At 46.3% G+C, this 13,849-nt stretch carries 13 protein-coding genes and 1 pseudogene; 8 read left to right on the top strand and 6 right to left on the bottom strand.

What is annotated here, in order from left to right; translation table 11 throughout:
- Positions 1–13: 13 nt before the first annotated feature.
- Together KJA68_RS08530 and KJA68_RS08525 are read right to left on the bottom strand one after the other, a co-directional pair.
- Positions 14–427, bottom strand: coding sequence for an ExbD/TolR family protein (locus tag KJA68_RS08530; protein ID WP_213036513.1), 414 nt, complete (start codon positions 425–427; stop codon positions 14–16).
- Between the two features lie 3 nt (positions 428–430).
- Positions 431–1,039, bottom strand: coding sequence for a MotA/TolQ/ExbB proton channel family protein (locus KJA68_RS08525; protein ID WP_213036512.1), 609 nt, complete (start codon positions 1,037–1,039; stop codon positions 431–433).
- 325 nt (positions 1,040–1,364) lie between these two features.
- Between KJA68_RS08525 and xseA the strand changes: the two genes are divergently transcribed.
- The 3 genes from xseA (at position 1,365) to rpmG (ending at position 3,305) form a co-directional block, all read left to right on the top strand.
- Positions 1,365–2,735 carry an exodeoxyribonuclease VII large subunit gene (gene xseA / locus KJA68_RS08520; RefSeq protein ID WP_246487124.1) on the top strand — a complete coding sequence of 457 codons (1,371 nt, stop codon included), beginning with the start codon at positions 1,365–1,367 and terminating at the stop codon, positions 2,733–2,735.
- Between the two features lie 164 nt (positions 2,736–2,899).
- Positions 2,900–3,136 carry a 50S ribosomal protein L28 gene (gene rpmB / locus KJA68_RS08515; RefSeq protein ID WP_213036510.1) on the top strand — a complete coding sequence of 79 codons (237 nt, stop codon included), beginning with the start codon at positions 2,900–2,902 and terminating at the stop codon, positions 3,134–3,136.
- A gap of 13 nt (positions 3,137–3,149) precedes the next feature.
- Positions 3,150–3,305, top strand: a complete 156-nt coding sequence (rpmG, locus tag KJA68_RS08510) for a 50S ribosomal protein L33 (RefSeq protein WP_213036509.1) — start codon at positions 3,150–3,152, stop codon at positions 3,303–3,305.
- Positions 3,306–3,557: 252 nt separating this feature from the next.
- Here the strand turns inward: rpmG and KJA68_RS08505 are convergent, their stop codons facing one another.
- Positions 3,558–4,724 carry a DesA family fatty acid desaturase gene (locus KJA68_RS08505; protein WP_213036508.1) on the bottom strand — a complete coding sequence of 389 codons (1,167 nt, stop codon included), beginning with the start codon at positions 4,722–4,724 and terminating at the stop codon, positions 3,558–3,560.
- A gap of 63 nt (positions 4,725–4,787) precedes the next feature.
- The gene (locus tag KJA68_RS08500; RefSeq protein ID WP_213036507.1) at positions 4,788–5,138 is read right to left on the bottom strand and encodes a SpoIIAA family protein; all 351 of its coding nucleotides are present in this window, start codon (positions 5,136–5,138) and stop codon (positions 4,788–4,790) included.
- 286 nt (positions 5,139–5,424) lie between these two features.
- Here KJA68_RS08500 and KJA68_RS08495 point away from each other — a divergent pair, with 286 nt between their 5' ends.
- The gene (locus KJA68_RS08495; RefSeq protein WP_213036506.1) at positions 5,425–5,589 is read left to right on the top strand and encodes a hypothetical protein; all 165 of its coding nucleotides are present in this window, start codon (positions 5,425–5,427) and stop codon (positions 5,587–5,589) included.
- On the opposite strand, the gene KJA68_RS08490 is transcribed toward KJA68_RS08495, so the two are convergent.
- On the bottom strand, positions 5,574–6,683 hold the full coding sequence (locus tag KJA68_RS08490; protein WP_213036505.1) for an aromatic ring-hydroxylating oxygenase subunit alpha: 1,110 nt from the start codon (positions 6,681–6,683) through the stop codon (positions 5,574–5,576). The two genes, KJA68_RS08495 and KJA68_RS08490, sit on opposite strands and share 16 nt — an antisense overlap.
- A 532-nt stretch (positions 6,684–7,215) precedes the next feature.
- On the opposite strand from KJA68_RS08490, the gene acnA reads away from it, so the two are divergent.
- A complete protein-coding gene (acnA, locus tag KJA68_RS08485) occupies positions 7,216–9,942 on the top strand; it encodes an aconitate hydratase AcnA (RefSeq protein WP_213036504.1) in 2,727 nt (908 codons plus the stop codon).
- 123 nt (positions 9,943–10,065) lie between these two features.
- Positions 10,066–10,944: pseudogene (locus KJA68_RS08480) on the top strand (helix-turn-helix domain-containing protein).
- A 185-nt stretch (positions 10,945–11,129) separates the two neighbouring features.
- Here the strand turns inward: KJA68_RS08480 and purT are convergent.
- Complete coding sequence (gene purT / locus KJA68_RS08475) at positions 11,130–12,341, bottom strand: formate-dependent phosphoribosylglycinamide formyltransferase (RefSeq protein WP_213036503.1); 1,212 nt, start codon at positions 12,339–12,341, stop codon at positions 11,130–11,132.
- 454 nt (positions 12,342–12,795) lie between these two features.
- Here purT and KJA68_RS08470 point away from each other — a divergent pair, with 454 nt between their 5' ends.
- Together KJA68_RS08470 and KJA68_RS08465 are read left to right on the top strand one after the other, a co-directional pair.
- Entirely contained in the window at positions 12,796–13,443 is a 648-nt protein-coding gene (locus KJA68_RS08470) for a MotA/TolQ/ExbB proton channel family protein (protein WP_213036502.1), read from the top strand.
- Positions 13,430–13,831 carry an ExbD/TolR family protein gene (locus KJA68_RS08465; RefSeq protein ID WP_213036501.1) on the top strand — a complete coding sequence of 134 codons (402 nt, stop codon included), beginning with the start codon at positions 13,430–13,432 and terminating at the stop codon, positions 13,829–13,831. Before KJA68_RS08470 ends, KJA68_RS08465 begins: the two co-directional genes overlap by 14 nt.
- Positions 13,832–13,849: the final 18 nt, after the last annotated feature.

Below are 13,849 nucleotides of genomic sequence, written 5' to 3'. Positions count from 1 at the left end.
GCCCGAACGCAGGTTATTTTCGGGTGGTGGTGAAGGTAATACGGTCATACCCGGCAAGTCGGGCCGCCTCCATGATGTTGATTACAGCCTGATGTGGTGCTTGGGCATCTGCATGAATGACGACGCTCGGTTCGGTTTGTGCGCCTGCTGCCACACTCAGTGCCTTGGCAAAATTCTGCACATTCTGGAATACGGCGACTTTATTATCAATAGCGTAATGTTCCGAAGCATCCACTGAAACATGAATTTGATTTGCCTCCGCGGCACTCTCATCACCTTTTGCTTGCGGCAAGTTAACCTGCAATTCAGAATATTTTTGGTAAGTGGTGGTCACAATTAAAAATATGATAATGACAAGTAATAAATCAATCATCGGAATCAGATTGATTTCCGGCTCCTCGCGTACACGACCCCGTTGAAAATTCATGATTTAATCTCGGCGTGCGCCATCTATTACTTCAATCAGTTTAATAGCTTGCTGTTCCATTTCAATGGCCAGGCCATCAATTTTTGCACGGAAATGCCGATAGAAAATCATACTGGGGATCGCCACCATCAAACCAAATGCTGTATTGTACAAAGCTATTGCAATACCATGAGCTAGGGCAACCGGTGCATTGCCTACGGAATTCTGTGCGCTGAAAATTTCAATCATGCCCACAATCGTACCAAACAGTCCTAACAGTGGGCTAACTGATGCAATTGTGCCTATCGTGGTAAGAAAACGTTCAAGCTCGTGTACACTGGCACGCCCTGCTTCCTCAACCGCTTCCTTAACCACCGGAGTTGGACTTTTTATATTTTTCAAGCCAGCGGCAAAAATTCGGCCAAGCGGAGAGCCTGCCTGTAGCCGGGATAACAGCTCATCACTGATACCGCGATGCTTATATTCAACCACTACTTCATTAAATAGTTCAGCAGGGGCAATTTTTGGGGCGCGCAAGGCGACAAGGCGTTCTGCGATAAGTGCAACGGCAATTACTGATGCGGCCACCAGAAACCAGATAGGCCAACCAGCTGCTTCCACAATGGAAAACACAACGATTACTCCCAAAAAATAGGCTGAAAAAAAGAGACTGTATCTGGTCGTACTATTTTGAGCAAGATTACCCAACTTTCTTGTTCACCCAACAGTACAGAAAACAAGTACTATGGCAGTGAAAATATACTGGGTCACACCTCATTCACGACAGCAGAACGCATCTGCTCAATTTTGTTTAACTCCCGGGTTGGAGAACGTTACCCATATTTGATTTGCTATGTCATGGAACGCACCTGATCTAGGATTTTGTACCAACCGCAGAACGAATGACGAGCCTAATTCTTAAACAATTTTTACTGCAGATTTCTAAATGGGAACGCATATGATTTTAGAAAAAAATAAAAATCATGTATTTAGCGTATACGAACTGAATCTGGAAGCCAAAAAAATACTGGAAAATGGTTTGCCCCTAGTATGGGTTCATGGCGAAATTTCCAATTTTGTCTGTGCAGCTTCCCGACATTGGTATTTTTCCCTGAAAGATGAACAAGCACAAGTGCGCTGTGTGATGTTCCGTCACAAAAACCAATATGTTGACTGGCTGCCGGATAATGGCATGCAAGTGGAAATATTGGCATTCGCCACATTGTATGATGCTCGTGGTGAATTTCAGTTAGCATTGGAACAAATACGGCCAACTGGGCTCGGGTCTCTGCATGAGCGATTCGAGCGCCTGAAACTTAAGCTAAATGCAGAAGGACTGTTTGATCCGGCACGCAAACAACCGCTACCATTTTTCCCGAAACAGATTGGCATCATCACGTCTCCACAGGCAGCAGCACTGCGCGATGTATTGATCACACTAACCAGACGCATGCCGGGTATTCCAGTTGTGCTGTACCCCACTCCGGTCCAGGGAAATGGATCCGAGCAAAAAATTGCTCAAACTATCCAACTGGCAAACGAGCGAGATGAATGTGACGTTTTGATGTTATGCCGCGGAGGCGGCAGTCTCGAAGATTTATGGGCATTTAACGAAGAAATCGTAGCGCGTGCTATCTTTGCCAGCCGTATCCCTCTGGTCACCGGCATCGGGCACGAAACTGATTTTACCATTTCTGATTTTGCCGCCGACCAGCGTGCGGCTACACCTACGGCAGCTGCTCAGCTGGTTGTACCAGAACAACAGGAATTATCACTGCGCCTGCTACGCCTAACGCAGCGATTAATCCGCTGCATACATCATCAATTAGAAAATAGAATGCAACAACTGGATTATTTGCAGAACCGTCTTACACACCCTGCAAAACACGTTCAGCAGAAAATTCAACATCTGGATTATCTTCGGCAACGCATGAGATCCTCTGTTGTTTATATTTTACAACGCCAGCAATGGCATTCACACTCCTTGCAACAGCGTTTACGCATAGCACGACCAAACCATGCCTCATTTGTATCACGTCAGGCTGCTTTAGCATCTCAACTTGCGAACATTATGCACCGCATCCTGGAACGGCACACTTCTACCCTGGACAATTTGCATCAACACCTCCTTCACCTTGCGCCGGAGCAGGTTCTGGCACGAGGTTACAGCATCGTACGTGATATGCACGGCTTAGTCGTTATGGACAGTTCCGCCTTGCAAATAGGTACATGCCTCGACATTACTTTCGCCCATGGTCGGGCACGCACAGAATTAAAGGAAACCAACCCCGCGTCTTACATACTTGAACCAGGAAAAAAAAAGAAGTAGGAATGCCCATCTCTTTTACCACAGGAATTATTTATGCCGAGGGGTACACACATCTTAAATTTGATTCCAAGCAAACCAGCCTTCCCGCAAGTTGATCAGTATGAAGTATTCATGGTAAAATTTATTCTTTGATATAATTATATAAACCAGTTGGAGAAATAGCTATGGCTCGCGTCTGTCAAGTAACCGGGAAACGCCCTATGGTTGGGAACAATGTCTCCCACGCCAATAACAAAACGAAACGCCGTTTCCTGCCGAATCTGCAGCGCCGTCGCCTATGGGTTGAAAGCGAAAATCGCTGGGTGTCCCTACGCCTGACCAATGCTGCCCTACGTACCATAGACAAAAATGGTATAGATGCGGTACTAGCGGAAATGCGGGCGCGCGGCGAAAACATTTAAGAGGTGAAGAATAATGCGTGATAAGATCAAACTGGAATCCAGCGCCGGGACCGGCCACTTCTATACAACAGACAAAAATAAGCGCACTACCCCGGAAAAACTTGAATTTAAGAAGTTTGACCCAGTAGCACGGAAGCATGTTTTATATAAAGAAACAAAGCTCAAGTAACACAAGTTCAAAGTAACACAAGTTCAGAAGTTCAACCTGGCAATCATCAAACTTAGGGGAACCAATTCGGTTCCCCTTGTTTCATGTGCATCTCTGCAATTTTCTTAGTCCGTTCTCCCTCACACACCAAGAACCGGTTCAACGTTCGACTGTGGCAGGCGCCACGCCTTGAAATTAACCTGGCATCTACCTGTCATTCATTACTCGGCAAACTAAAATTTTTGTTCAAGACCCCACAAAAGCGATGATTGATTAGGCATAGCTTCGCAGCTGCCTGGAAAATTCTTGCAATGCCGCAATTCCACTGTTTTCTGCACGATGACACCAGTCTTCCAGTTGCTTGACCAATTGCTCTTTAGTTGCCGTGGAATTCTGCCATATAAGTGTCAGTTCCTGACGGAGAGTATAGGTTATCCGCAATGTGCCACTTGCTTTTATGACTGCATTGATTTTCGATTTTTGCTGCTCAGTCAACGTATTTTCATCCAAATGCAGCCAATGTTTTATTCGTGCCACATCAATTTTGTCTGAAGCATGCAACTTGATCCGAGCAATTTCAGTCGAATAGGTCTGCTTCAAATACTGGGCATACCTAGCGGTTACTTCATAACGGTTTGCGATAACTGCCTGTACGGTTTCCAGATCACATGAAGTCTTTGCTTGATTCAGGCGAACCTTAGGTGCACGCCTTTTTACCTGTGCAAAACCAAAAATTTCCAGTATACGTATATAAAGCCAGCCAATATCAATTTCGTACCACTTATTAGAAAGCTTGGCAGAGGAGGCATAGGCGTGATGATTATTATGTAGCTCCTCGCCACCAATAAAAATCCCCCAAGGTACGATATTGGTGGAGGCGTCCTCAGTCTGGAAATTGCGATAACCCCAGAAATGCCCAATTCCGTTCACTATACCGGCTGCATTAATAGGAATCCAAGCCATTTGAACGGCCCAAATGGTCAGCCCAAGTGGACCAAACAAAAGTATATTGACAATCAACATCAGCGCAATGCCGTATCCGCTACGCTTGCTGTATAAATTATTTTCCAGCCAGTCATCAGGAGTGCCATGGCCGTATTTATCAAGAGTCTCATGATTCTCTGCTTCTTTACGGTAAAGAGCGGCACCGTCCAATAAAACTTTCTTGATTCCCAGAAAAACCGGACTATGCGGATCGTCCTCTGTCTCGCATTTGGCATGATGTTTGCGATGCACAGCAACCCATTCCTTGGTCACGATGGAAGTAGTCAGCCATAGCCAGAAACGAAAAAAATGGCTAGGAACTGCATGCAGATTCAAGCCACGATGTGCCTGATGACGATGTAAATAAATAGTGACCGATGCGATGGTAATATGGGTTAATATCAATGTTACTATCACATAGCCCCACCATGGCAAATCAACAAAACCTAAAAACATTCACCCTCCCAAAAACAAAATCAAATGGAAATCAAACTTTTGAATTGTAACATAAAAAACAGGTTAAACTGTAGTCACCCATGTTTTTGCTTCTGCATAATCGGCGAAAACGCATATTTCTGCATCTACAAAAATCCGTGATAGCCACGCCTGCCACGTAATCCACTGGTCGTCCGTTACAACCGCAATCTTGCTGAAATCATGCTGATGTTCATGCCTGAAAAATTTGATTTCCTCCCATACTACATCCACCGTATAGCTGAGCATGTCGCGCAGATCGAACAATAGATTGACAGTTCCTGGCGATTTCAGCATGAGTAATGCATGCTCCTCGAATTGCCTGAAATCAGCTAAAGAGAACTCGCCTAGTACAGCAATACTAAGCAGATTTTGAGTTTGTTCAATCGTGATCATATCCCATCCTTTTCTCATTCCGTTCGTTATTACAGACAAGCTGTACTGGCTTTGATCCCACCCCAGAAAATCGTGAAATTGTACGGGCCTGTACAAATATATATTTAATCTCAACCCAATCAAGGCGTTTACCAAGCGCTGAAAAAAATTTTCCGCGCAGCTTCTTCATTTTCCTGTTCAACCGGTTTTCCTGCACTAACAGACTTCCATTATTCACATCGCTAAACCTGTCATTAGCGAGTAATCCTTATCCCGGACAGATAAAACCAAAAGGCTGAACATCAGCTTGGCTGAAAAGAATATCCCGAAGACTATTGATCAACAAAACAAGGGAACTGATCTTGAAAAAACAAACATATTTGAAGAAAATCAAAAGGACATCCCATGCGGAACCAAATTTTTCACAGCAGTTTATCGTGGCGTGGCGCAGAAAACTCATACTCCTATGTGAGAATCTAGCTGACGCCTCAGAAATTCATGGAAATGCAGCAAGCCATCCTCTGTCGGAGACTGGTATGGCCCCCTCTCCTCCAAGCCATTCTGATACAGCCATTTGCGCCCCTGCTGCATTTTTAGGCAGATGATGTCATCTTCGGTAGCCGTTTCCCGGTATACAGCCTTTTCCGCCTCGACATAATCACGCTCGAACAGGACAATATCTTCAGGATAATAGAATTCCACAATATTGGTACATGCTTCCGCACCACGCGGAAGCACCGTACTAACCACCAAGGTGTTCGGATACCACTCTACCATGATGTTGGGATAATAAGTCAACCAGATCGCACCATACCGGGGAAGTATGCCGTTGTTATAACGCATCACCTGCTCTTGCCATTTTCCGTAGGCAACACTGCCGGCCTTGCGCAATCCGTGATGAACACCTACTGTCTGTACACTATACCAGTCACCGAAATACCAGTGCAGATCATCACAATTAACAAATTTCCCCAATCCCGGATGGAACGGCGCAACATGATAGTCCTCTTGATATACCTCAATAAAAGTTTTCCAATTGAAGGCATATTCATCTATCTCGACACGATCCAGCTGGTAATTTGAGAAATCCAGTTCCTCAAACACAGGGATATCCTTCAAATCCTTACAGATATTGCGCTTGCCGGCAAACAAAAGGCCATTCCATCGTTGTAACGGGAATTTATTAAGATGTAGACATGGCTTCTGCGGAAAGTGCGGCGCACCCAGCATTTTTCCATCCAGCTGATAGGTCCACCGATGTAGCGGGCATACAATGTTTTTCACGTTTCCATGCCCTTCAAGCATGGTAGCTTGACGATGTCGACAGATATTCGAAAGCAGCTCTACCCCATTCTCGCTACGCACCAGCATTTTGGCGCTGCCCATCCATTCCAATACATGATAATCACCGAAATTCGGCACTAACAATTCATGCCCGACATAACCAGGACCATTATCAAATAGGATGCGCTGCTCGATCTCCAGGACTTTAGGATCGAAATACCAACGCAATGGCGGTTGACTGGAAACTTGGGCGAACTGATCGATCTTGGCGATCTCGGACATACCAACATTTTCCTTGCAAAATATATTATGTTACAGACAAAAATCCAAATTTTCACTTAAAACTGCAATCAGGAGCAAATAAAACTGCCACCCTATTTCTAAACTGCCTAAATTTGGGGCATCCAGCCATTCTTTTTTACCCAATTTTCATGAGCCGAGCATTGCCATTATTCTTAGTTCTGCACCATCTTAATTTAGTACACTATTGCAACAATGACTGGCACTATGCAGTGCCACGATAATAACCGCTCTTCAAATCTTAACCACTGCATTCTCAACCTGAACATCTCTAAATGCGGACGATCCATTCTCTCACGCCAATTTCCGTTCTCATGGTATTTTTCCATTTAATGACCTGCCTTCCCCAAGGATATAAATCCCTTCAGATAAGCATTTAAATATTCATGCCATTCTCGAACCAAGGTTCTAGAATCACAGGCTTTCTGTTAATCAATGCCAAGCAGGTTCTTACCGCGCTATAATTATTATATTTTTCCCATTTCCGTACCTCGCCATTATCGGAGCCATTGCTATGCCTCATAATCTGTTCAACGCTCTTCAAACATTCTCTCTTGCAAATGGAAAGACTGGCACGCTGTACTCCTTAAATGCCTTGGAATTAGCAGGGCTTGGCAATATTTCACGCTTACCCGTTTCGATCCGCATTGTACTTGAATCTTTGCTGCGCAATTACGACGGCAAGAAAATCACCGAAACCCACATTCGCCAGCTCGCAAACTGGCAGAAAAATGCAGCACGCATTGAAGAAATTCCTTTTGTAGTGGCGCGTATCGTATTACAGGATTTCACTGGCATCCCCCTTCTGGTTGACTTGGCAACAATGCGTGATGCAGCCGCAAGTATGGGTAAGGATCCAATGATCATTGAACCCATGGTGCCTGTGGATCTAGTGGTAGATCATTCGGTACAAGTGGACTATTACAACAATCCGGAAGCAATGCGTCTCAACATGGAACTGGAATTTGAACGCAACCATGAACGCTACAAATTCATGAAATGGGGAATGCAAGCATTTAATACGTTTCGGGTAATACCACCTGGAATAGGTATCGTACATCAGGTAAATCTCGAATACCTAGCACGCGGGGTGCTTCACAAAGACGGGGTATATTATCCCGACACACTGGTTGGAACCGACAGCCATACCACCATGATCAATGGAATTGGCGTAGTTGGATGGGGGGTAGGCGGCATTGAGGCAGAAGCAGGAATGCTTGGGCAACCGGTATATTTCCTGACCCCAGATGTAATTGGCGTCCACTTGACAGGCACATTGCGCGAAGGAATCACAGCAACCGACCTGGTATTGACCATTACTGAACTGCTACGAAAACAAAAGGTAGTAGGAAAGTTTGTAGAGTTCTTCGGAACGGGTGCTACAGCGCTAACTGTTCCGGATCGGGCGACCCTGGCAAACATGGCTCCAGAATATGGAGCAACCATGGGCTTCTTCCCTGTAGATGATGTCACCCTGGATTTCATGCGAAATACCGGGCGCAGTAATGAAGAAATTGATGCCTTCCAATCCTACTTCAAGGCGCAAGGCCTATACGGTATGCCTGAGAAAAACTCTATCGATTATACCAGCATAGTGGAACTAGACTTGGGCAGTATCGAACCCTCACTTGCCGGACCCAAACGCCCCCAAGATCGTGTGCCGCTTTCCAGGATGAGGGAAAATTTCAACACTTTATTCAGCAAACCAGTATCAGATAATGGCTTCAACCAACCTGCTGCAAATCTAGGCAAATCTTATGCCACCGAACTAACGGATGCGAATAGCAAAATGCAACCCGCAGTTCAACTGCATCATGGCGATGTACTGATTGCCGCCATTACATCCTGCACCAACACATCAAACCCTGGCGTAATGCTTGCTGCAGGATTACTGGCAAAAAAAGCTGTAGAAGCTGGCCTGACTGTACGCCGTCACATCAAAACCTCTCTGGCACCCGGCTCGCGCGTAGTAACAGATTATTTAACCAATGCAGGCTTGCTACCCTACCTTGAGCAACTTGGCTTTCGTCTGGTAGGCTATGGCTGCACCACCTGTATCGGCAATTCCGGTCCGTTGAATCCAGAAATTGAAGAATCCATTCTTGCGCATGATCTGATCACCGCAGCAGTGTTATCCGGCAATCGCAACTTTGAGGCACGCATCCATGCCAACATTAAGGCCAATTTCCTTGCCAGCCCCCCTCTTGTCGTAGCCTTCGCTCTGGCAGGCAGAGTAAATATCAACCTGAACAGCGAGCCATTGGGCATTGGCCATAACAGCCAGCCAGTTTATCTAAAGGATATCTGGCCAGACAGCTCGGATATAAATGCGGCAATGCAATTTGCCTCTAATCCGTTGATATACCGCAGACTATACAGCGACCTTACTCGCGACCTGCCTTTATGGAATGCAATACCTGTTACTACCGGGAAACAATATCATTGGGATGATTCTACCTATATTGCTCGTGCACCATTTTTCAAACATTTTGATATGAATACCGATCCTAATATTGCCGATATCTGTAATGCAAAGTCACTGGGGATCTTCGGTGACTCGGTCACTACCGATCACATCAGTCCTGCAGGCAATATTAAAGCTACCAGCCCTGCCGGGGCATACCTGCAAAGTAAAGGCGTAGCTATCCAGGATTTCAACAGCTATGGAGCTCGTCGTGGTAATCATGATGTCATGGTTCGCGGCACCTTCGCCAATGTACGCATAAAAAATCTGATGTTGCCAGCCCAGCAGGACGGCACACGTATGGAAGGCGGCTATACTCTTTATAATGGGGAGCAGATGCCAATATACGACGCGGCGATGCGATATATCTCGGAGGGCACGCCCACCTTAATCTTTGCCGGGGAAGAATATGGTAGCGGCTCGTCCAGAGATTGGGCGGCAAAAGGCACGCAGCTGCTTGGTGTGAAAGCAGTAGTGGCCAAAAGTTTCGAGCGTATCCATCGCAGCAACCTGGTAGGCATGGGGGTGTTGCCTTTGCAGTTTAAAGGTAACGACGATGTGACATCGCTCAAACTGACAGGTGAAGAAATTTTCGATCTCACAGGAATTTCCGGGTCAATTAAGCCCCAGCAGGATGTGATGCTTACCATCAAACGACCAGACGGCGGTATTCAGCAGGTCGAACTGCTGCTGCGGATTGACACCCCTGTTGAAGTGGATTACTACCGCCATGGCGGCATTTTGCCATATGTGCTTAAGGAGTTGATCGCCCAATAAATTTATTGGTAAGTAGTTTCAATTTGATCTGACAGCAGGACCTTGCTAAACGGTGGCGGTACCCGGTTTGATAGAGGTGTGAATCCTGATCAACCAAGCGCGTAAGCGCAAAGACGTAACCCCATGAGTAGCGTTCAACAGAACGTCATCAAACACAAATCAGGTTTGCTGAATCTGGCAGCCGAGCTTGGCAACGTGTCGCGCGCCTGCAAGGTGATGGGCTTCCCCAGCCATACTTTCTATCGCTATCAGTCCGCCATAGACGAAGGTGGCATCGAAGCGTTAATCGATGCCAACCGTCGCAAGCCAACTATCAAGAACTGCGTCGAGGAAGCCACGGAAGCAGCTGTCACCAGTTTTGCACTGGAACATCTCTCCTTCGGTCAGGTGCATGTCTCCAATGAACTGCGCAAGCGTGGCATCTTTATCTCGCCATCCGGCGTCTGTTCGATCTGGTTGCGTCAGAATCTGGAGTCGCTCAAGAAACGGCTGTCATCGCTGGAACGCCATGTGGCTGAAACAGGTTAGGTGCTAACTGAGGCGCAGGTGCAGGCGCTGGAGAAGAAGTAGGAAGAGAATGCTGCCCATGGTGAGTTCGAGACTGCCCACCCAGGCTATCCCGGCAGCCAAAACACCTCCTACATCCGCACCATCAAGGGCGTGGGACGGAATACTGCGGCAAGCCGGAAAACCATGATTACCCGCTCTATCTGGCGCTGAACGACATTGAGCACTCCAGGACCAAAGCCAACCATCCACAGACCAACGGCATCTGTGATACGGTTTCACAAGACTATCTTGCAGAAGTTCTACCAGGTGACGTTCCGCCGCAAGATTTACCTGTCGATTGAAGAACTGCAGGCTGACCTGGATGCCTGGATATTGACCTACAACAACGACCGTAACCATCAAGGCAAGATAGATTGCGGACGCACCTCGATGCAAACATTCATTAACGGAAAGGAGGCGTGGTGCGATAAAATCACCACATTGAACTGCTAGATTTGACCTGACAGTCGCTTCCGTCAAATCGGGTAACTGTCAGATCCGGGCGCGACTACTACAATTTATTGATGACTACAATACCGTCCGTTTCGGTTTCATGAAAAATCCATTAATTCCGTAATATCTGGATTTCATCATTAATAAATGCCAGCTAACAACTGTCTCTGGATGGTTATCAAAACCTAAACCTTGACCGGCACAACCTTTCCAGCAGCAAGTCTGGCGCGCAACCTCGCTTCTCTGGTATCGGTCCCGGTTGCTAAAACGACCCCCATTCTCCTTTTGGGAAAAGATTCCGGCTTGCCGAATAAGCGCAAATCACTTTGCGGTACAAGTAACGCTTCATCAATACCTGCAAAACCAATAGCAGATGCCTCCAGTCCCCCATAAATCACGGCGCTTGCACCCGGCATCATCAGCTTTGTACATACAGGCAAACCGAGTAATGCACGGGCATGCAGTTCAAACTCATTCTGAAATTGACTGCACATCGTCACCATTCCTGTGTCATGCGGGCGCGGGCTGACTTCACTAAACCACACGTCATCACCTTTGATAAATAATTCAACGCCAAATATTCCCAGCCCACCGAGATTGGCAGTTACTTTCCCTGCAATATCACGAGCGCGCTTCAAAGCTGGTTCAGACATAAACTGCGGCTGCCAACTTTCAACATAATCCCCATGAATCTGAACATGTCCGATCGGTTCACAGAAATGCGTTTCTATCTGACCATTACTGTCCATTGCACGCACGGTAAGCTGTGTAATTTCATACTCAAAATCAACAAATCCCTCAACAATAACTCGCCCCTGATCTACTCTGCTACCACTGGCAGCATGATCCCACGCCCGTTCAACCTCCCCCGCATTGTCAATTTTCGACTGCCCCTTGCCTGAAGATGACATCACCGGTTTAACCACACATGGATAGCCAATTCCATAATCAATCGCGGCACGTAGCTCTGCTACGCTGCTGGCAAAAGCATAAGGAGAAGTAGGCAATCGGAGTGTTTCTGCTGCAAGGCATCGAATGAACTCACGGTTCATGGTAAGCTGGGCGGCACGGGCAGTTGGAATCACCCGCGCTAAGCCATCCTTCTCGATCTCGACCAGCATATCGGTGGCAATTGCCTCTATCTCTGGCACAATAATATGGGGCTGCTCCCGCTCAACCAAGTCACGCAAAGCCCCGGCATCAGTCATATTGATCACATGTGCCCGATGCGCCACCTGATGACCCGGCGCATTGGGATAACGATCTACGGCAATGGTTTCCACTCCCAGCCGCTGCAACGCAATGATTACCTCCTTCCCGAGTTCTCCACTACCCAGCAGCATTACTTTGGTAGCGGAAGGACTTAACGGAGTGCCTATAATGATTTTTTTATGCATGTTTCTGAAAAAAATACAAAATGATTTCTAGGAAAACTTCTAAAAATAATAACACCAAGCCTGCTTGAATTTTCATTGAAAGATTTTTCTTTTATCATCTCCAGAATGAGTTTTTGCTTCGATTTCAAAATCTCCCCATTACGAAGCAGACTGATCAATCCTGATTTAATACAATGAACCTTTCCAGAACCGGTCTAAGGAACGCAAGGTTAGAAACGGTAATGGTTGATATTACTGCCAGTAGCAGGATAATTTGAAAGAAACAAAAAAACCGGACAGTTCCGGCATTATGGCAGGAAACTGATACTCAACAAAACATACTCCCCAAAATCAGAAATTCTGGATCCACATGATCGGATGAAATATCACCAGACCGACCCGATGTTGTATTTCATATAATAAAAACCTGTATAGCCAACAAACGGAGGAATTCCCTCTTCAACCGGAGACTACCATGCAAGAACTTCAAGAAGCCTGGATCGCATTTAAATTCGGTGGAGTGATCATGATCCCTTTATCATTAATGGGGGTGATCGCTTTAGCCATCATGCTTGAAAAGGCAGTCCTGTATAAGCGGTTCGCATGCCTCTCCTATGGATTAAGCAGCCTCATCGAAACCTATGGCTTCCCATGGGAAGAACTGGAAAAGCAACTTTCACGATTAAATGATCGCCACTATTACAAACGATTCTTTTGGGTGATACTCGCCAACCGCAATCGCCCTGCATGGTGGACAGAATCTCGTGCAGCGGATGAAGCACAAGTGATTGAAACATCACTTGCCAGCAGATTATGGGTTCTGGAAACTATTGTAACCGCAGCGCCCTTGCTTGGCTTGATGGGTACGATTATAGGAATGATGCACGCCTTCCAGATCATTGGATCCAATGGCATCGTCAATCCAGCAGGAGTAACCGGAGGAGTGGCTCAGGCACTTATTGCCACTGCGGTCGGTTTACTGGTCGCACTTATTGCCCTGTTCGGATTTAATTATTTTTCTCGCCTACAATCACAAACAATGGATGAAATGGAGCGCCTTGGCACACGCCTGATTGATCACATCCGTTTAGACCAGCGGGGCAATACCCATGAAACTTCGTAAATCCAGAACTTCCCGCAAGGGTCGCATCGAAATCATTCCCATGATTGATGTGATGTTTTTCTTACTTGTGACATTCATGCTATCTTCATTATCAATGCAGCATCTAGACTCCCTGCAGGTTAACCTCCCGCAAGGAAAGGCGGAAAAACTCGTTACCGATGTACCGGTAACGCTTACATTGACTGAAGATAGTAGAATTTATGTCAATCAGATTCCCGTAACACTAGAAACATTGGCCGCTACACTTAAACCACTATTACGGGATTCACAGCAGAACGTAATCATATCCGCTGACAATGACGCACCTCAAGGCATTGTAGTGCAAGCCATGTTGCGGGCTCGCTCTGCTGGAACCCAGCACTTTTTGATTGCAATAAAACGCCAATAACGTGATCCACATACCTAA

The organism is Candidatus Nitrotoga fabula (assembly GCF_905221025.1).
GTDB classification, from domain to species: Bacteria; Pseudomonadota; Gammaproteobacteria; order Burkholderiales; family Gallionellaceae; genus Nitrotoga; species Nitrotoga fabula.
Note: the sequence above shows the minus strand (reverse complement) of the source record. Positions and strands in the feature narration are given on the sequence as shown.

Excerpts from the sequence above, each read along its gene's own strand:
- rpmB (WP_213036510.1), top strand. The coding sequence starts at position 2,900 with ATGGCTCGCGTCTGTCAAGTAACCGGGAAACGCCCTATGGTTGGGAAC.
- rpmG (WP_213036509.1), top strand. The coding sequence starts at position 3,150 with ATGCGTGATAAGATCAAACTGGAATCCAGCGCCGGGACCGGCCACTTC.
- KJA68_RS08500 (WP_213036507.1), bottom strand. The coding sequence starts at position 5,138 with ATGATCACGATTGAACAAACTCAAAATCTGCTTAGTATTGCTGTACTA.
- KJA68_RS08470 (WP_213036502.1), top strand. The coding sequence starts at position 12,796 with ATGCAAGAACTTCAAGAAGCCTGGATCGCATTTAAATTCGGTGGAGTG.
- KJA68_RS08530 (WP_213036513.1), bottom strand. The coding sequence starts at position 427 with ATGAATTTTCAACGGGGTCGTGTACGCGAGGAGCCGGAAATCAATCTG.
- KJA68_RS08465 (WP_213036501.1), top strand. The coding sequence starts at position 13,430 with ATGAAACTTCGTAAATCCAGAACTTCCCGCAAGGGTCGCATCGAAATC.
- KJA68_RS08505 (WP_213036508.1), bottom strand. The coding sequence starts at position 4,724 with ATGTTTTTAGGTTTTGTTGATTTGCCATGGTGGGGCTATGTGATAGTA.
- xseA (WP_246487124.1), top strand. The coding sequence starts at position 1,365 with ATGATTTTAGAAAAAAATAAAAATCATGTATTTAGCGTATACGAACTG.
- acnA (WP_213036504.1), top strand. The coding sequence starts at position 7,216 with ATGCCTCATAATCTGTTCAACGCTCTTCAAACATTCTCTCTTGCAAAT.
- KJA68_RS08490 (WP_213036505.1), bottom strand. The coding sequence starts at position 6,683 with ATGTCCGAGATCGCCAAGATCGATCAGTTCGCCCAAGTTTCCAGTCAA.
- purT (WP_213036503.1), bottom strand. The coding sequence starts at position 12,341 with ATGCATAAAAAAATCATTATAGGCACTCCGTTAAGTCCTTCCGCTACC.